The sequence below is a fragment of the Spirosoma sp. genome, from assembly GCF_026391055.1.
Lineage (GTDB): Bacteria > Bacteroidota > Bacteroidia > Cytophagales > Spirosomataceae > Spirosoma.
Genome location: NZ_JAPLET010000026.1, coordinates 74,828 through 95,039 on the forward strand (window position 1 = coordinate 74,828; position 20,212 = coordinate 95,039).

Consider the following 20,212-nt stretch of genomic DNA (forward strand, 5'->3'; position numbering starts at 1 on the left):
GCTATGAGTGAGAAACTTGCCCAACATCTGGCCGACACCTTCAACCGGCGGTCGTTCCTGACCAGAGCCACGCTGGGACTGGGTTCAGTGGCTCTCGGAACGTTGTTGCCTCAGAACCTTTTCTCCAATCCAACTGCACAACAGGCACTGACGGCTCCCAATCGACCGCCAAAGGCGAAGCGGGTGGTATATATGTGTCAGAGTGGGGGACCATCGCAACTGGAACTGTTCGATTATAAGCCATTTCTGGAAAAGATGCACGGGAAAGATCTGCCCGAATCGGTGCGAAAAGGGCAGCGGCTCACCAGTATGAGCGCCCAGCAGTCGGCGTTGCCGCTAGTAAGTTCACCCTACAAATTTGCCCAACACGGCAAGAGCGGTGCTTGGCTCAGCGAACTCATGCCCTATACCGGCAAAGTGGCCGACGATCTGTGCTTCATCAAGTCGATGTATACCGAGCAGATCAACCACGACCCGGCGCTCACGTTTTTTCAGACGGGTAATCAGCTGGCCGGACGCCCGAGTATTGGTGCCTGGGTAAGTTATGGGCTGGGAAGCGCCAATGAAAATCTGCCCGCTTTTATCGTTTTGGTTTCCAATGATGCGCCCAAAGATCAGCCTTTATACGCCCGGCTTTGGGGAAATGGTTTTTTGCCATCGAAACATCAGGGGGTGCAGTTCCGCTCCGGGGCCGACCCGGTGCTTTACCTGAACAACCCCAACGGCTACAGCACCACCGACCGGCGCTACATGCTCGATGCCCTGAAAGACCTCAATCAAGTGCAGGAGGAAATGTACGGCGACCCGGAAGTGGCGAACCACATTGCCCAATACGAGATGGCATTCAGGATGCAAACGTCCGTTCCCGACGTGAACGACCTCTCCAACGAACCCGACTGGGTATTTGATCTGTACGGCCCGGAGTCCAGAAATCCCGGCACCTTTGCGGCCAACTGCCTGATGGCCCGCCGACTGCTGGAACGCGATGTTAAATTTGTTCAGCTGTACCACCAGGGCTGGGACCAGCACGGCAATCTACCCTCGGGCATCACCAAGCAGTGTAAAGCCACAGACCAGGCCTCGGCGGCTCTGGTACAGGATCTTAAACAGCGGGGACTTCTGGACGATACGGTCGTCGTTTGGGGGGGCGAATTTGGCCGGACGAATTACTCGCAGGGTAAACTTACCAAAGACAATTACGGGCGCGACCACCACCCGCGCTGCTTCACGATGTGGATGGCTGGCGGGGGCATAAAGCCGGGGATTACCTACGGAGAAACGGATGAGTTTGGCTATAACATCGTCCGGAATCCCGTTCACGTGCATGATTTCCAGGCCACGCTCCTTCATCTGTTGGGCGTCGACCACGAAAAGCTCGTCTACGAATTCCAGGGCCGCCGTTTCCGGCTCACCGATGTTGAGGGAAAGCTGGTAAAGGGCATTCTGGCGTAAGGGTTATTTTCATCAGTCACCACATATGAGTAGTTAATAGTATACTAAGTATAACAGAGTGGCAAATCAATTACTTATTTTCTATATTTGTGTCTATTCTGCTATAATCCTCTTTTGATGACCACGCAAATTCTGTGGGTACTACTATTAAGCTTTCTGATAAATCTGATAAGTACCCTCTCCTATTCGGTTCGGATTGTCGGGATTAGAACGCGAAAAATAGCAGTATCTGTTGCGTTGTTCAATGTTTTAGTACTAGTATCAAGAACGGCAAACGGTTTTCAAGCGCCTTTATTAGCCAACATCGTTGAGAAGAAGATTGGCCTTGGCCATACCGATCCAATCGACCAGTTTTATTGGATTTTATGGATAACATCGTTAGCAACGGTCGTGGGTGGCTTATTGATTCCATCTTTCCAGCGACTATTTTCGTTCGCTGTCATACATTTTAGTCAACATAAATCAATCTCCGGACTTTTATTGGCAAGTGTTTCATCGCGGGGTTTCAATTTAGTGCGTTCGAGTACAGTAATTCCTAATTACCAAAACATCACCCGGTTAGTTAGTAAAGGGCCCTTTCCATGGCGGGTGTTCGTGTTTAACATTATAGCAGTGTCGGTTTTGACTGTAGGCGTACTGGCTTCCTTGTATGCAGGCTATTTAAATCCGGACTTACGAACCACGTCAAGCAATTTATCGTCGGTCATTAACGGACTTGCTACTATTCTTCTATTTCTGTTTATCGATCCTTATTTGTCTATCCTTACCGATGAAGTAGCAGAGGGAAGGTACAACGAGCCTGACTTCAGAAATCAAGTTGTTATAATGGTCATTGCCAGACTCTTGGGCACTTTAATTGCTCAGCTCATTTTCCTACCCGCTTCGCAATTGATTGTGTTCATTGCAGAGCATATGTAAGGCCTGTATACCTCGCAATCAGCTAACAACCATAGCCTTTTCGATTGGTGCTGACAGCTCTTTTCGCTCACCGATCTGCTGCCGCCACATGGCGTAATAGAGGCCTTTCTGCTGAAGAAGTTCAGCGTGGCCGCCCTGCTCGGCTATATGACCGCGCTCCAGCACGAAAATACGGTCGGCGTGTAAAATTGTACTGAGCCGGTGTGCAATCAGGATAGTAATATGCTGCCGCGAGCCGGATAGCTCGCGGACGGTCTTGCCAATTTCTTCTTCCGTGAGCGAATCCAGCGCCGATGTGGCCTCGTCAAAGACCAGCAACGTTGGCTTGCGCAATAATGCACGGGCAATGCTTAGCCGCTGCTTTTCGCCACCCGATACTTTAACACCTCCTTCACCAATGACTGTATCGAGACCTTGTGGTGCCCGGTTGAGCAGTGAATCGGCAGCCGCCTGATGCAGCGCCAATAGGCATTCCTCATCCGTAGCGTTGGGGGCTACAAAACGAAGATTTTCGCGAATGGTACCGGCAAACAGCTGCGTATCCTGCGTCACAAAGCCGATCTGCTCCCGCAGCTCGTCCATATTAATGTCTGCACCGGGAATGCCGTTGTACCTGATATGACCGGCCAGGGGCGGGTAAAGACCCACCAGCAGTTTCACCAGCGTTGTTTTTCCGGAGCCTGATGGCCCAACAAATGCGATGGTTTCGCCAAGCTTTGCCGTGAATGAAATGCCATCAAGAGCAGGAACATCGGCAGAGAGGTGCTTGAACCGCACATTCTCAAAAGCCAGCGTTTCAATTTTGCTGATGGCCTGCGGATGAGCGGGTCGAACATCGCGTGGGGTGTCGAGAATTTGCTGAAAGTTGGCCAGCGACGCTTCCGTTTCCCGATATACGTTAATGATATTACCCAGTTCCTGTAAAGGGCCGAAGATGGCAAAGGAATAGATAAAGAGCGAGAAGAACTCCCCCACCGTGATTCGCTCCTGTACCACCAGAAACAGCATGAGCAGCATAATGGCGTTGCGTAGCAGGTTCACGAACGTTCCCTGTATAAACGACAGCGAACGTATGTATTTCACTTTCTTCAGCTCAAGGCGAAGTATTTTATCCGTCGTGGCATTCAGGCGTTCGGTTTCCTGCTGGGCCAGCCCCAAGCTTTTTACCAGTTCAATATTACGCAGACTTTCGGTCGTTGATCCGGCCAATGCCGTCGTTTCGGCTACAATCGTCTTTTGAACGACCTTGATCTTCTTACTCAGCAATGAACTCACGAAACCCAGCAGCGGGATGGTTAGAAAGTAAGCGGGCGCAATGGGCCAGTAAACGGTAGTAGCGTACCACATGACAAATACAATACCTACCACCGACGTAAACAGCACGTTTACAAAGGATTGAATCAGTTTTTCGACATCGGCCCGAACTTTCTGTAACTTGCCGAGGGTCTCCCCGGAGCGCTGATCTTCAAAAACCTGATACGGTAGTTCCAGCGAGTGCCGCAGGCCATCGGTATAAAGCCGGGCACCCAGCCGCTGGGTAATCACATTGACGTAATAATCCTGAAAGTTTTTGGCAATCCGGCTCACCATGGCTACGCCCAGTGCCTGCAAGATGAGCATGCCCGCCCCGTCGCTCAGGAACGTCCAGAAATTAATATTCGAGAGCTTTCCACCTGGCTTAACGACGTACTGATCAATGATTTTACGGAAAATATAAGGATCAAGCAGGGAAAAAATCTGGTTGATAGCGGCCAGAACAAGGGCCAGAATGAGTAAACCCCAATATTGGCGTAAATAAGCGTAGAGTAACCGCATAAACGTGGCGAATGGTTGTGTACAGTGAACAAAACGGTGTACGGCGAACGCATCGCCTTCATTATAACACTGTAGTTGACTCATAAACAATACTCCTCCCAGATAATTCCGGGATAGCACAATGTTCATGAATAAGTTAACCACTACGGCTGCTCATTAGCTGAAAACGGGAAGTATACCTTAAACGAAGTACCAACTCCTTCCTTGCTTTCACAGGTGATCCGGCCATTCTGCAACGTGATGTACTCCTGACAGATGGCCAGGCCCAGACCGGTACCCTGAAAGCCCGTGACATTACTGGCTCTGAAGAATTTACCGAAAAGATTGGCAATGTCTTTTTCAGGTATTCCTATTCCTTCATCACGAATGATCATCATGACCTCTTCGGTGCCGAAGCTGATGGTTAATTGTGGATTTTTAGTTGAAAACTTAAACGCGTTCGACAAAAGGTTAGTCAGGATATGTTCAGTCAACTTCCTGTCGAGGTTCACCGCAATAGGGCTGCCAATGTACTCGAATTCAACGAATCGATCGTCTTCCCGATCACTGAAGTAGTGCTTTACAGTATTCTCGTACAGTTCTATTAAATCGGTTAGCTCTAAATTGACGTGCATTCTTCCTTCGTCTATTTTACTGATTGTCAGCGTATCCGTAATCAGGTCATTAAGAAAGAATACCTTCTGGCATATTTTCTCAATGTGCTGATTGATTACTTTCGTCATGGGTGTATTGGTACTCCCAACATTGACATAGTGCTTTACCAGTTCAACACTGGAATTGATAGCCGCCAGGGGGGTTCTGAACTCGTGAGAAGCGGTTGAAATGAATTGAGATTTCAGGGCGTTCAACGTTCGTTCTTTTGTGAGCGACTCTTCCAGAATCAGTTCTTTTTCGATAGCAGTTGTAATGTCGGTGGCCATACCAATCCGGCGTATCAACACACCCTCTTCGTTCACCACCCTGAAAAGCCGAACATCCAGATGCCTAAGGCTTCCGTCTCTGTGCCGTGCCCGGAACTGGAACGTAGAATCTCGATTGACTTCGTCCACGAAGTTAGCCAGTACTTTGGGGCGATCTTCTTCCAGAATAAAGTTTAGAAAAACCAGTGGGTTTTCGTACAACGTTCCGGCTAATTCGCCGGTAAACTTTTCATAAGCCGGGTTTATGTAGATAAACTTTGGCTCCTGCAGGTCCCGAATCCAGAAAATTTCATCGACGTTTTCGGCAATATCCCGAAACCGCTGCTCGCTTTCGAGCAGCGCGTCTTCTGCTTTCTTACGCTCGGTTATATCCGTTAGAGTGCCGGCAATACCCGTAACTTCATCCAGTTCGTTTACAGTAAGCTGGGCAAATACGTCGATCCACCGATAGCCACCATCCTTATGGATGTAGCGTACCACATGTTGACAGATTGCCTTCTGACGGCATACAAGCTGGTCACACAAATACTTGTTTCGTTCCCGGTCATCGGGAAACACGAAGTCCAGGAATGGTTTGCCTAATGTTTCTTCCAGGCTGAACCCCGTAATTTTTTGCCAGACCGGGTTCAGATACGTCAGGTTGCCAGACAGATCTATTTGAAAAACAATGTCTTTTAAATGATCCACCAAAGAACGGTACCGCTTTTCACTGATTTTCAGTGCCTGATCGGCCTGCCGCTTTTTTGTGCGATCCCGAATAACGCCAATCAGTCGATTGTTGATACCATCTTCGTTTTGAACAATTAACCCATCGGCCTTTAAGTAATGGGTTGTTTTTGTAGAGGGGAAAAACACCCGAAACTCAACGTCGAAGGGCTTTTGCGATTCAATTATATCCTTTACGTTTTGCTTAAAATAAGCCAGGTCGTCGGGGTGAACGATCTGTTCCAGATCTTCTATCCGTTTGAGTGTTGCATTTTCCGGGAGACCGAATAAGACCAAAAAGTTCTCATCCATCACTATCTCGTTGGTAAGCAGGTTCCATTCCCATACACCCAGTTTGCCAGCTATAGTGGCTAATCGACTGCGCTGGTTAGCCTGCATCAATTTATGCTCAATTGTTTTCAGATATGATATGTCGGCAACGATATCGACAAATCCAATGAGCACATTGTTATCATCATATAAGCCACTTACCGTCGACAAAACAGGTATCCGCTGCCCCAGCTTGGTAAGAAAGATGTTTTCGCGCCGTAGAAAATCGTTTTTTCGGATATACTCGATAACGTGTTTTTCGCCGGTACCATCGTCAACCAGATCGGGGTCTAACCTTTGAAGCAGATTCTGATGAAAGACAGGATCTCGTAGCGCTCTGGGTGTGACTTTCCCAATCAATTCATCGGCTGTATAGCCTGTCAGGCTCTCCAATGCCGGATTAACGAGTTTAATTACACCCTGGGCATCCGTTGCGGTAATTGCCAGGCCAGCGTGTTTAAATACAGCCTGTTGCATGGCGAACAGTTGTTGAATTTCGCTCGTCCTGACGGCTACACGCTTTTCAAGCTCGGCGTTTGACTGCCTGAGCTGTTCTTCAGTCTCCTTAAGGTGAGATATATCCTTAATAGTCAGCAAGACATTCCCGCCAACCCGAACCAGCGAATATTCTCCCCAAAGGTCGCCCGTTTTCAGCCTGTACTTAAGCTGAAACTGCTGTGAATTGCCGGTTTCGGCAACTTCTACGGCCCGGCTGAATATTCCGTTATCCACCGTATACGGAAACAGCGTAACGAGCGTACTCTGCATGAGTTCCTCGTGGCTATAACCCGTAACGGTTGAATTGACCGGATTTGATAACAGGTATTTAAAATCAACAATGCGCCCATCACTGCGAATCGGTTCCCAAAATGCCAGAACAGCCGGCGTATGATCAATAATAGCCTGCAAAAGCTGGTTATTCTCGTTCAGCTTGTCAGCCTGTTCGCCTAGCTGCCGATTAACATCTTCCTGCAACAGTACGATCGACAATTGATGGGCTACTTCGCGGGCAATCAATATGTGTTCTGCGGTAAAAAAATCCGGTGTTTTATCCAGCAATACGACAAGGCCAATGTATTGTTGGTGAGCAAAGAGAGGAACACCCAGAAATGAACGATGACCCCATTGAAACGGATTAAATCCCGGCGGAAAACTGGGAGTATTGGCTTGAAGCTGGTTTATGAGTAGTTCCCGCCCCTGCAAAAAGGTTGGATGATGAAGAAAATTGGCCGAAAAACGAATATCCTGCCTGTGTTCCTGCTTACCCCGTCGAATTCGACTTTCGGTGAAAGCAGACTGATCATTCTTGTCGATACGAAATAGAATTCCTACCTCGCAGGGAATCATTTCATACACGTACTTGAGGGCGGTGAAGCCCGGTTGCTCATTCAGCAAACTGCTGTTCAGTAGAGCCGTGCTGATTTTATTGAGTCCCTCAAGGCGCTTGTTGGCTCGTTGTAAAAGTTGTTCCCGTACAACCCGGCTGGTTGCATTGATGATCAGCGAGGCAAAAGTTTTCAGTAAGTCGGTATCATTTTCGTCCCAGTTTCGCTCCTCCCGTACAGCATCAAAGCCTACATACCCAATCAGGTTGTCATCGAGAACCATGGGCACAACCAACAGCGACTGAATACTTTGCCTTTCCAGGCTTTTCCGCTCCGGAATGGCATAAGCGGGCAATTCGTCTAGTGTAACCAGTCGAATAGACTCCTGATTAACCATTTTCTGATGCCACCACGGGTAAAGCGAGACAGGGTCGTTTTGCATATGAGGCAGCTGGGGATCAATGCCTTCGGCACACCACTCATGCGTGCAGCTCATAATAGTGCCATTGTTCAAATACTTGAACACATACACCCGATCAGCCCGATTGTACTCGCCAATTCTGGCTAACGATTCAAGAATAAACGTATCCAGATCGGACGCTGCTACGGAGAGCAGACGGCTGGACATTGACGAGATAATTGCTTCCAGCTGCAGTCGGCGTTGCAGACTACTGTTAACTTTTTCTCTGAGTCCGGTCGCTTCCAGGTAAATGATGCACTGCCCGTTGTGCCGCCTGATTGAACAGGTTTGTAACGGTACGTTTTCGGACTTACCTATGTGTAAATCGGTCGTAACGGGATAACCCGTTTCAAGCACGTGAAAAGCAGGCTTGAGAAGCGTTATCAGCTCCGGAATTTCTTCAAGGTAAATGGTTTCCCCGGCCTTGTCGTGAAATTCAAGGAGCGAGGCTGCAAAGGGATTGCAATAGGTAATCTTTAACTTAGTGGCCGCCCCTGTTTTATTTTTTACCGGTTTGCAAATGACAATACCCATTGGCAGATCAGGCAGATCGTCAACAAGTAGATTGGATTTCGAAAAGCCGTGCTGGTTTTTCTCTTCAAATGGTGGGCTGGATTGATTCATGGGCGGCTTACGGTTGTTCTAAACGTCTGTGTGAATTAGTCTCCACGGGATAGCCAAATCATTGCTTTGGTAAAGCCCGCTGACGGACTCTCGATCGATAACCTTCCATTGTTCAACTCTACTATTGCCCGCACGATAGACAGTCCTATACCGAACCCTTGCTGTTCGTACTTTTTCCGGTCAAACTGTACGTAAGGTGCGATACTTGCGCCGTTTTCGGGTGTAAACGGCTGACCTGAGTTGGTGATGGTAAAGCGATACCCTGCCCCATCCGGTTCGCCGACCATATGAACGGTCTGGTCAGGATAGGAGAACTTGAAGGCGTTATCGATTAACTCTTCGAGGCACTTTTTCAGATTTATAGCTGAAAGCTGAAGTTGCGCAGTAGCCACTTCCTGCCGCCAGTCTACTTTTTTATCCAGTCGGAGTTCAATTGACTCGACACAGGCCGTAACAAGTTCTGCCGAAATGGTGGAGCTACCGCTCGCATAGTATTCGTACTCAGGATGCGATGTCTCCATTTTTTGTAACAGGTCCATCAACTGGATATTGTCCAGCGAGCGTTTCAGCCGCAGGCCACTCACCTTTATCATACTGAGCATCATCTGTGTCTCCTCGCCGTTAAATCCCTGACTTGGGTCGGTTAACATTGAAGCAAACCCAATTATACCCGTAAGACAAGTGTTGTACTCATGAACCGACACCGACGCCAGGGAGTGACGAAAGTTTTCCATCTGCGCCTTTAAATCTGCTTTCCGCATCGCTTCCCGCTGTAACCGGCTTTCGATAGCACTGAGCAGGCTTTGGAATGTAAAGGGTTTTGTCAGGTAATCGTCAGCCCCCATGACCATACCCCGGCGCAGGTCGGCGGGTTCGGTTTTGGCGGTCAAGAAGATAAATGGAATATTGGCGGTCGACCGGTTATTACGAACAACATCCAGTACCTGATACCCATCCACTTCGGGCATCATGATATCACACAAAATTAAATCTGGTTGCTGCAATAAGGCCTGGCTTATACCCTCACGACCGTTCACGGCTGTTTCTACCTGAAAGCCATGCAGCGTAAGTAGTTCAGCTACATTTTCCCGGATTTGGGTTTCGTCTTCAACGAGTAAGATTTGAGTAGTCATTGACTTCGTAAAAAATGTGTTTAGTGAACCGTTACGGCTCAAAGTGTACTAGTATAGGAGGCAGCTATTGTGTCGTTGAGAAGACTTGTGGGGAGGGTAACCGTACAAATAGTCCCTTTTTTCTCTTCACTCCGAATGTCAAGGTAACCACCATGAAGTTCGACAAACTGCCGGGCAATAACCAGGCCTAGGCCGGTACCCGGAATGCCATTCGAATTACTGGCCCGAAAGAAAGCCTGAAACAGGGCCGACATTTCCCGCGCCGGGATACCTACACCCTTGTCAACTACCTGAATAATAACTGCTTTCTCCTTAAATATAAGTCGGAGGGCAGGATTGTCCGATGAAAACTTGAAGGCGTTCGACAGCAGGTTAACAATAACATGGCTAATCAACTTTTGATCGATGAAAACCATAAATGGTGTACCTTCTATCGACACATCGACGGTGCGATGGTTGGCCTGCTCGCTGAAGTGAGTTCTGATGATTTCGGTACAGACGACCACAATATCCGCCTGCTGAGGATTGAATTTTACTTTGCCCGCGTCAATGGTACCGATTGTTAAAATATTGGAGAGGAGGGTTCCAAACTGGTCGATTTCCTTGCCAATCACATCTAAATGATGATGAATAGACTTACTGGCCGTGGCTGTGGGCAAGTCGAGGTAAAACTTTATTAAATCAACACTCGACTGAATGGTTGCCAGGGGCGTTCGGAACTCGTGCGAAGCGGTAGACACAAACTGAGACTTGAGCTGATTCAGTTCCTGCTCCCGGTGCAACGATTGCTGCAACACTGACTCCTTGTCTTTCTGGCTTGTTACATCGTTGGCAATACCAATATGCCGGACAATTTTACCGTAGCTGTCATGTACAACGAATGTACGGATCGACAGCCAGCGGACACTACCATCTACGCTCTTCAGGCGACAATAGAACTGGCCTTCGTAACCAGCCTTGTATTGGTTCATGAAATCCCTGATAAGTGGTTTATCCTCCTCTAAAATGGCTTCCATAAACGACCACGGATCGTCGTATAAACTCTGGCAACTGGCGTTCCATACCCGCTCGTAGGCGGGGTTAACATACAATAGTTCGAACGGTTCGGCCGAATGAATCCAGAAGATTTCATCAACATTTTCGGCTATTTCCCGGAAACGGCGTTCACTTTCCCGAAGAGCATCTTCGGCTATTTTTCGCTCCGTCACATCTGCAACGACCCCGATTGCTCTTACGGGCCTGCCAGCTTCATCGGTCATAACGATCCCATTGGTCTCCATATAGCGTACGGAATCGTCGGGCAGTACAATGCGCGCCACTACGTTCGAGATCAAATTATTTGGCGGGGTTTTCAGAAAGATTTCCCGATCATCGGGATGAATAATCTTTTTAAAATCGGAATAACGCCAATCCGTTCGGCCCGGACGCAACCCGTACATTTCCCACAACCGGTCGTCCCAGATCAGCGTATCCTTTTCAAGATCGCACTCCCATATTCCCTGTCCAGCCGCTTTTGTAGCTACCTGAAGTCGCTGGTTGAGATTAATTAATTGCGTTTCAGCGTGCTGACGTTCTGTAACATCCCGTGCCGAGACGTAAAAGATCGAATTGACCCATATTGCATTCCACTCCAGCGACCGATAGGTCCCATCCTTTTTAAGAAACCGGTTCAACTGGCTTCGAACGGGCTTATGATTCGTCAGTTCCCATATACTTTGTTGAAGAAGCTCCTGCTCGTCCGGGTGTACCAGCTCAGCAAACGTCAACTGATCAAGTTCTTCTTTGGTATACCCCAGGGTTACGTCCCAGGCCCGATTGACGGTCAAAAGTTTTCCATCAGCAGAAACCATGCAATGGAGGTCAATGGCCCCGTCGAAGATTGTATTTAGCTCCTGATTCTTTTCCTGTAGTTTTGATTCAATAGCTTTTAGTCCGGAAATATCAGTAGCGATACCCACATAACCGATCGTTACGTTGTTTTCATCAATCAGAACACTGGATGCCATCAGTACCGGCACCAGGCTTCCATCTTTACAACAGATCCGACATTCGGCCTGAACATAGCCCTGCTCAGCGAGCATATTAAGTAGAGGGTCGGAAACCACTTTACCAACCGGAGTGGTGCGGTAATTTATTATCGGTGTTACACCATCGTCCTCTCCAAACTCAAAGTACGCCACCCGGCCAATTAATTCATTGACCTGGTAACCAGTCAATTTTTCGCATGCCTGGTTAGACGTCTGGATAACCCCATCGGTATTGGTAGACAAGATAGCCTGACTGGCGTGTTCAAAAATAGCCCGGTGCACGGTCGACAATTGCCTGAATTCGCGGGTTCGTTCCTCGACCCGCTGCTCAAGCTGTTCCGTATATTCTTCAAGCTGTTCATCTAACCGCTGCTGATACAAGACGATCGCTAACTGGCTGGCTACCTCCTGGGTAATTTGGTGGTGTTCTTCGGTGAAGAAATACGGCCTGAACGAAGCCAGCGTCAACGCCCCTATGCATTCCTGACGACTGAACAAAGGGATAATGACGAACGACTGAAATCCTTCTTCGATCAGGCCCGCGCTTAACTCAAGCGGCATATCTCCTCTTTCTTGCCGTAGGTCGGGAAGGTAGGTAATCGCTTCACTCGACAGAAACCGTTCGTAAAAGCCTGATTCGGTTATAACCTGATGCGGGTTTCTGACGGGCACTCCGTCTACCAGACTGCTTTTAGCCACTGCGAGTTGGGTATGTTCGTCGATCCGGAATACCGTTACGCGCTCACACGGCACCATAAAGTGAACATACTTCATGGCAATCAGCAGGGGCGGCTTATCGGACAGACGGGAACTTAATAGGGCCTGGTCGATTTCATGTAAACCCTCTAATCGCTGATTTGCCCGCCTGATAGCCGCTTCCTGCTTTAGTCGTCCTAATAGATTGATAATAAGCGTACCAAAGGTTTGCAAGAGCGAAACATCACTCTGTCTCCACTGGTGAGGCTGGCTAATGGTGTAAAAAGCAATAAATCCCTGTGTTTTTCGGTCCTGAACCAGTGGAATGGCAATTATTGAACGAACCGACATGGCATTTAAAATACTGTGACCATTACCAGTATCAAGCAAAATTTCATCGCCATTGAATTGAATAATCTGCCCGGTTTCCAGCCGCTCATACATCCAGGAAAAGCTATTTACGGGAATATTCTGGTTAGCCTGCTTTCGGGATTCGATACCCGGAGCGCACCATTCATGGGCACAATTTCCGCGCTGACAATCGTCGGAGTACAGTACAACTACGGCTCGTTCGGCACCAATGTGGGTACTGATCTGCCCCAGAGCTTCCGTCATGTAAGCGTCTAAATTGACAGCTTCAAGAATGATCATCCGGCCCGACACCGCAGTCAGGATGGATTCCATGGTCAGGCGCTGCTGGAGCTCACATTCTGATTTTTTCTGCTCGCTGATATCCTGAATGTTAACCATCAGTTGCTGGTGCATTCGGGTTACTGTAGTGTGGAGCCACACATCCTCGCCCGCGTACCAACCATGCTTATGAACCTGTTGCGGCTCTCCCGTTTGCAGACTGGTCAGCAGTTGGTTAACGAATGATTTATCGTCTTCATCCTGAAAAAGTCCGGTCACAGGTTGCCCCGTCAGGTCGGCCCGGGTCCGTCTGAGAATGTTGGCAAATGCATTATTAACCAGTTTATACCGAAACGTCGTTACCACCGGATTTCCGGTATAGACAGGCTCAACAAACGCAACTCCCTGCAGCGAAACATCAAACCAAAACTGTGAAAACTCTTCCATATTGTTTCAGCTCTGCACCTAGTTACGGTCATAGACCATATTTATCTTGTAACAGCGTAGTATGAACTCTAAAACAACTCTTTTGGGACCGTCTGGTATTGGGAGACTGTGGATATCCGACGAACCAAGCCTCAATGCTGGTAGGGCACCTGTCATAAATCAGCTAACCGGAAAGCCAAGTCTTAAAATGCTTGAACCTAGCTTTGGCTAACGTAACCTCATGTATATCCCCACCAATCGCTAAATAAACACAATATTTACCTTTATCCCAATAAGCATACTTTTGAACTATTCTTCGATGTAGCAGAATAGTACGATTGGCCCTAAAGAAAAGCGTTGGATCCAAGTGGGTGGTCAGCTTGTCGAGGCTTATGTTTACCTGAAAAGTACCCGCCGGATGGTTTACATAGTACTCTCTGTTCTTCGTAAAAAACCAGAAACACTCTTCTACCGGAAGCAACATTGTGCCTTTGCTGTCACGACCGCAAATGGTCTTCAGAAAATCCCCGGTAGATGATGGCATAGTATGCTGCTGCTGAATTCGGGCCAACCGACTTTCAATTGCCTTGAGCAGGTCAGATGACCGAAAAGGCTTTGTTAGATAATCATCGGCTCCTAAATTCATGCCATAGCGCAGGTCCAGCATATCCGATTTAGCAGTTAAAAAGACAAAAGGCACATGCGCCAGCGTAGGATTTGCACGTACGCTCTCCAGGACTTGGTGCCCGTCCATGTCGGGCATCATTATATCGCTTAAAATCAGGTCCGGTGGCCACTTCTGAGCTAAAGTAATTCCTTTGACACCGTCGGCCGCCATTTGCACTTCGTACCCACTCATTGTTAACAGTTCCGCAATATTTTCCCGAATCTGTGTAACATCTTCAATAATTAGTATCCGGATTGACATGTGTGGAATAAACGCCGTTGATCGAAGGAGGACCTTGACGGGCAGTTAGACTTGTAACAATCTTACATTCAGGAATGAACACGAACGAAATGAATCTCCATGCTACTAAAACCAACAGTTCATCAACGAAAAGAAAGGCTATAACTTTGAGTTTCTTTACAATTATCAGTATACTACAACTTGTCGAAAAGTAGCTGAGTCAGGATAAATTAAACATTATAGAAATTACCACTACTTATAATAAGAAACAAATTACTAAAATTGAATTTTACAAAAAACAATATAAAGCAGAAGTTCACAAACTTAACAAAATGTAAATAATTAAAAAATAAATGCCTCTGTAATTCAAGATTACTTAAGCGTCTTTTCGTTTATAATTCATGCCATAGACTAAATCCAGTGTTGGCAATGTGGTTTGAATTTGGAAACACCCCTTGTCAGGTTCTATCTTCACAGCCAAGTTACCTTAACGTATAGACATAAGGTACAGAATCCGAAAGTGCATAAAAGTTTACTATGCATTCTTTCTCAACGTTTTTTTGATCAGTACTCCATGATTCTGCTCGTAGATGATAGGCCCGAGAATCTCCTTCCTCTGAAGAAGATTCTGGAATTGCATCGCTTTTCGGTCGATACCGCTGAGTCCGGTGAGGAGGCTTTGAAAAAAGTTCTCAAAACGGATTATTCAGTTATTATCCTCGACGTACAAATGCCCGGTATGGATGGGTTCGAGGTTGCGAATGCCATTGCCGGTTTTAGCCGAGCCCGCGATACCTCCATCATTTTCCTCTCTGCCGTCAATACGGATAAGAAGTTTATTACCAAGGGTTATACCTCGGGCGGCATCGACTATTTGACCAAGCCGGTCGACCCCGACATTCTGGTACTGAAAGTTAAAACATTTCATAAACTCTACGAGCAGCAACAGGAACTCAGGGCTGCTCAGGCTTCACTTCGCAGGGAAGTCGATGTTCGAAGAAAGGCTCAGGAAGAACTGGCCGAACGCATGCAGGAGTTACAGGTTGTACTGGCTTCATTGCCACAAATGGCCTTTACGGTAGCTCCAAACGGACATATCGAGTACGTCAACGAACACTGGTATAAATACGCCAGCGACACAACCACATTCCCGCACTCCCACCCCGATGATCACCTTTGCCACGACTGGGAGCAGGCACTAGTTAGCGGTATTGAGTTCACCCGCGAAGTTCGGTTAAAAGCCCTGCATGCAGAGGACTACCGCTTTCACTTGCTGCGGGTCATTCCCATTCATCAGCAGGGAGCTCTGATCCGGTGGATCGGCACCTTTACGGACATCCACCCCCAGAAACAGGCGGCTGAACTTCTGGAGCAACAAGTCAGGTTACGAACCAACGAGTTGCTCACCAAGAATGAAGAACTTGAACGCATCAATCAGGAACTTCAGCAGTTTACCTGGGTGGTTTCGCACGATTTGAAAGAACCTCTCCGCAAAATTCAGTTGCTTAATGATACGGTTAAAGTCAAGTACCTAAGTGCGAATCCCGAAGCCGCAGCCTATCTCGACCGATCTATTCAATCGTCGGCGCGCATGTCCAATTTGATCAAGGACCTGCTTGCCTATTCGCAACTATCGGTACACGAACCGTTTCAGCCCACCAATCTGAACACGTTGCTGGCCGAACTGTTACAAGATTTCGATGAGTTGATCCACCAGAAAAAGGCTACTCTAACGATCGACGAACTACCGGTTATTGATATTATTCCTACCCGAATTCGACAGGTGTTTCAGAACCTGCTGAGCAATGCCCTCAAGTTTTCGAAGCCCGATGTACCGCCCGCCATTTACATCAGTGCCGAACGGGTAGAACGTAAAGCCATTGACAGCCCCCCCTCTCCCACGGGCGATTATTGCCGAATTGTTATTCGTGACAACGGAATTGGCTTCGACGAGAAGTTTTTGAGCCGTATCTTCATTATTTTTCAGCGGCTGCACAACCGCTCCAATTATGAAGGCACAGGTATTGGCCTTGCCATTGCCAAGAAAAACATGGATAAGCACAATGGGATCATATCGGCCCAAAGCCGCGAGAACGAAGGTGCCAGCTTTATCCTCGTTTTACCTGTCCGGCAGACAGGTGCCCTACTGCCTAATTAATCGTCAATAACGGCTCAACATCATTCCTCATGCCACAAAGATTTACCTCAAACTCCGTTATTCGACAGTTACAACTTGTCTTCACGCTCTCAACGCTGCTGCTGTTGATTAGTCTGACGGCCTCGTACTACAGCATTCAGAAGTTAATTAGCAACTCCAAACTGGTAAATCATACTAACCAGGTGCTGATTGAGGCCGAAAACATTATTTCGTACATGAAAGATGCAGAAACGGGGCAACGCGGCTACCTCGTCACGCTCGATCCGCTCTTTCTGGAACCCTACAACGGTAGCCGTTCAAAAGTAGCGGCCAGTTACAACCTGCTCCATGAGCTAACCGTCGATAACCCAACCCAGCAACGGAGCCTTAGCCGAGTTAAATCGCTGTACGAAGCCAAATTTGCGCAGATGCAGCGTGTTATTGATATAACGAAACGGAACAATCTGTTTAACCGGGACACGCTCCGACAACACCAGGAAATGACGCGCGGAAGACTGATTATGGACGATCTGCGAGTTTTTATCAACCGGTTAAAAGTAGATGAGAACCGACTGCTCAATACCCGTATTCAACAGCAGCAGGTATATATAAATTACACCCCTTTTTTACTGTTGTTTGCCGCTGCCGTTTCCATGCTGATTACGGCACTTACTTACGTGCGTATAAAGCAGGATCTGGATAACCGAATTGAGAAACAGAAGCTGGACGAAGCGAAGTATATTGAAACGGCCGGGCGTATTTCGCTAATGGAGGCCATAACCGGTAAAATTGCCGGGGGCGATTATTCCGCACGCAGTCAGGACACGCAGGATGACGAGCTGGGCCGCATTGGCAAAGCGCTGAATCAAATGGCTGTAGCTCTTGAACAGACATTTACGGATTTAAAAAACCGGAACTGGCTGCAGACGGGCACTGTAAAAATTGGAGATGCCATTCGGGGCGAGAAAGAATTGAAAAAGCTGGGTAATCGCCTGATCGACGCCATCGCCGATTACCTGAACGCTCCGCAGGCTACTATTTACCTCGCTGACAGCGATTTTACCTTTAAACTGGCTGGCAGCTATGCAGCCCAGCGCCCGCCCCTGAGCATCAGCGCTGGCGAGGGATTAGCCGGAGAGGCTATTGAACGTAAAAAACTCATTGTCATTCAGGATGTTCCGCCTACCTATAGCCGAATTGCCTCTTCACTGGGCGATGCCGTCCCTACGGCCCTGGTTATTGCTCCGCTGGTGTATGCCGACGTTTGTATTGGGGTTATAGAAGTGGGCTTATTGCACAATCCCGATCCTATGGAAGTTGCCTTTCTGGAACACAACCTGGAAACGATGGCCATTGGTGTGAACTCCGCCCTAGATTACATCAGGCTTCAGAACTTCCTGGAAGAAACCCAGGCCCAGGCCGAGGAGCTACAGGCCCAGCATACTGAAATGGAGAACCTGAATGCTGAGTTGGAAATGCAGGCCCAGAAGCTACAGGCATCGGAAGAAGAACTACGGGTGCAGCAGGAAGAGTTGCAGCAAACCAATACCGAACTCGAAGAGCGGGGCTTATTGCTGGAGGAGAAGAACGACGAAATTCAGAAAAAAGCCGATGAACTGGAACTGACTACCCGGTATAAATCGGAATTTTTAGCCAACATGTCGCACGAATTACGGACACCGCTCAACTCCATTCTGCTGCTCAGCCGGTTACTGGCTGAGAACAACGAGGCAACGCTCACCCCCGATCAGGTTGAGTATGCGCGTGTCATTCAATCGTCGGGCAACGGGCTGCTGGGGCTGATCGACGAGATTCTGGATTTGTCGAAGATTGAAGCGGGCCAGATGAAGCTGGATTACCAGGACGTGTCCATCACTGATATTACCGATGAACTACAGTCTCTGTTTGGTCTCGTTGCCAAAGAAAAAGGACTGGATTTCGCCATAACCGTAAAACCAGATGTACCGACGGTTATTGAAACCGACCGAATGCGCCTGGGCCAAATCCTCAAGAACCTACTCTCCAACGCTATCAAGTTTACGTCGAGCGGTCAGGTAGCGCTGCGTATTGAGCGCAGCACTTCGGCCGCGTCTACACTCTGCTTTGTGGTTAAAGATACGGGAATTGGCATCCCACCCGAAAAACAACCCCTCGTCTTTGAAGCCTTTCAGCAGGCCGACGGGTCAACCAAACGAAAATACGGAGGCACCGGCCTTGGCTTGTCCATCAGTCGGGAACTAGCTAAGCTGCTGGGGGGCGAAATCATCCTGTCCAGTGAGGTGAACGTCGGCAGCGAATTCACCATCCTCCTGCCTCTTTCCAAAAATATACCCGAGGCCGTATCCCCGGAAATTCCGAAGCCGGAACCGCAGCTCATCCCCACGGCTGATACAAAACTTAGGCAGTTGACGGAGTACATCAGTTTAACAATTCCAGAGCCGATCCCGGACGACCGGCACACGGTTTCGGAGGGCGACAAGACGATTTTGATCGTGGAAGATGACCCTAACTTTGCGAAATCACTGCTCGACTATGCCCGTAAAAAAGGCTATAAAGGCATTGTTGCCGTTCAGGGTGACGAAGGCTTAAAACTGGCATCGGTGTATAATCCGCTGGGCATTCTGCTCGATATTCAGTTGCCCGTTATGAGTGGCTGGGAGGTTATGGATGCCCTAAAAGCCAACCCGAAAACCCGGCCAATTCCGGTGCATATCATGTCGTCGCACAAGCTGAAGAACGAAAGCCTGCTGAAGGGTGCCATTGATTTTGTGGATAAGCCGGTTGCCTTCGAGCAATTGCAGGAAGTCTTCAAAAAGATCGAGTATGTTCTCAACCGCAACCCCAAAAAAGTGCTGATTGTTGAAGACAATCCCAAACACGCCAAGGCACTGGCTTATTTTCTGGAAACGTTCAACATCACTTCCGAGCTGAAAAGCAACATTACCGAGGGAATTGATGCCCTGAAGCGCAAAGAAGTGGACTGCGTTATTCTGGACATGGGCGTGCCCGACTCCAAAGCATACGAAACGCTGGAGGTTGCCAAGAAAAACCCAGGTCTGGAAAACCTGCCGATTATCATTTTCACGGGTAAGAGCCTGTCGATGTCGGAAGAGTTAAAGATCAAAAAATACGCCGATTCCATCATCGTCAAAACTGCCCACTCCTACCAGCGTATGCTCGATGAAGTGTCGCTCTTCCTGCATCTGGTCGAGGATAACAAGCAGAACACGGCCCCCAACGGTACCGCCAAGAAGTTGGGCGCTCTGAGTCAGGTTCTCAGGAACAAGACAGTACTGGTGGCGGACGATGATGTACGGAATATCTTCTCCCTGTCTAAAGCACTGGAGCAGTTCAACATGACTGTAATTGCCGCTCTGGATGGCAAGGAAGCCCTTCAGAAGCTGGACGAAAACCCCGGCATCGACGTTGTGCTGCTGGATATGATGATGCCCCAGATGGATGGCTACGAAACAGCCCGAAAAATAAGGGAACATTACCAATGGAAAAACTTACCCGTTATTGCCGTAACGGCTAAAGCCATGACCGGCGACCGGGAAAAATGCATTCAGGCGGGGGCGTCGGATTATATTACCAAGCCCGTTGATATTGACCAGTTGATCTCACTGCTACGGGTTTGGCTGTATGAACGAAGTTAGATTAGCCGCAGAGAAAAGCTGATAGGTATGCGGTTACATAATAAAAAAAGA

Annotated in this window: 9 protein-coding genes; 4 read left to right on the forward strand and 5 right to left on the reverse strand. The window is 48.2% G+C overall.

Translation table 11 applies throughout. The features are described from left to right. Positions 1–3: 3 nt before the first annotated feature. Both NT073_RS23565 and NT073_RS23570 read left to right on the forward strand, forming a co-directional pair. Positions 4–1,452, forward strand: a complete 1,449-nt coding sequence (locus NT073_RS23565; protein ID WP_297378564.1) for a DUF1501 domain-containing protein — start codon at positions 4–6, stop codon at positions 1,450–1,452. A 117-nt stretch (positions 1,453–1,569) separates the two neighbouring features. Then, the gene (locus NT073_RS23570; RefSeq protein ID WP_297378566.1) at positions 1,570–2,370 is read left to right on the forward strand and encodes a lipid II flippase Amj family protein; all 801 of its coding nucleotides are present in this window, start codon (positions 1,570–1,572) and stop codon (positions 2,368–2,370) included. Between the two features lie 18 nt (positions 2,371–2,388). Here the strand turns inward: NT073_RS23570 and NT073_RS23575 are convergent, their stop codons facing one another. From NT073_RS23575 to NT073_RS23595, 5 genes are all read right to left on the reverse strand, one after another. Next, positions 2,389–4,185, reverse strand: a complete 1,797-nt coding sequence (locus NT073_RS23575) for an ABC transporter ATP-binding protein (RefSeq protein ID WP_297380255.1) — start codon at positions 4,183–4,185, stop codon at positions 2,389–2,391. A gap of 143 nt (positions 4,186–4,328) precedes the next feature. After that, a complete protein-coding gene (locus NT073_RS23580; RefSeq protein WP_297378569.1) occupies positions 4,329–8,549 on the reverse strand; it encodes a PAS domain S-box protein in 4,221 nt (1,406 codons plus the stop codon). 35 nt (positions 8,550–8,584) lie between these two features. After that, complete coding sequence (locus NT073_RS23585; protein ID WP_297378572.1) at positions 8,585–9,682, reverse strand: response regulator; 1,098 nt, start codon at positions 9,680–9,682, stop codon at positions 8,585–8,587. Between the two features lie 38 nt (positions 9,683–9,720). Then, a complete protein-coding gene (locus tag NT073_RS23590) occupies positions 9,721–13,482 on the reverse strand; it encodes a PAS domain S-box protein (protein WP_297378574.1) in 3,762 nt (1,253 codons plus the stop codon). Positions 13,483–13,645: 163 nt separating this feature from the next. Continuing rightward, positions 13,646–14,389 (reverse strand): response regulator, encoded by a 744-nt coding sequence (locus tag NT073_RS23595; protein ID WP_297378576.1) that lies wholly within the window; start codon positions 14,387–14,389, stop codon positions 13,646–13,648. A 553-nt stretch (positions 14,390–14,942) separates the two neighbouring features. Between NT073_RS23595 and NT073_RS23600 the strand changes: the two genes are divergently transcribed. Together NT073_RS23600 and NT073_RS23605 are read left to right on the forward strand one after the other, a co-directional pair. Continuing rightward, the gene (locus tag NT073_RS23600; protein ID WP_297378579.1) at positions 14,943–16,526 is read left to right on the forward strand and encodes a response regulator; all 1,584 of its coding nucleotides are present in this window, start codon (positions 14,943–14,945) and stop codon (positions 16,524–16,526) included. Between the two features lie 29 nt (positions 16,527–16,555). After that, positions 16,556–20,161 carry a response regulator gene (locus NT073_RS23605; protein ID WP_297378582.1) on the forward strand — a complete coding sequence of 1,202 codons (3,606 nt, stop codon included), beginning with the start codon at positions 16,556–16,558 and terminating at the stop codon, positions 20,159–20,161. The last annotated feature ends 51 nt before the right edge of the window (positions 20,162–20,212 follow it).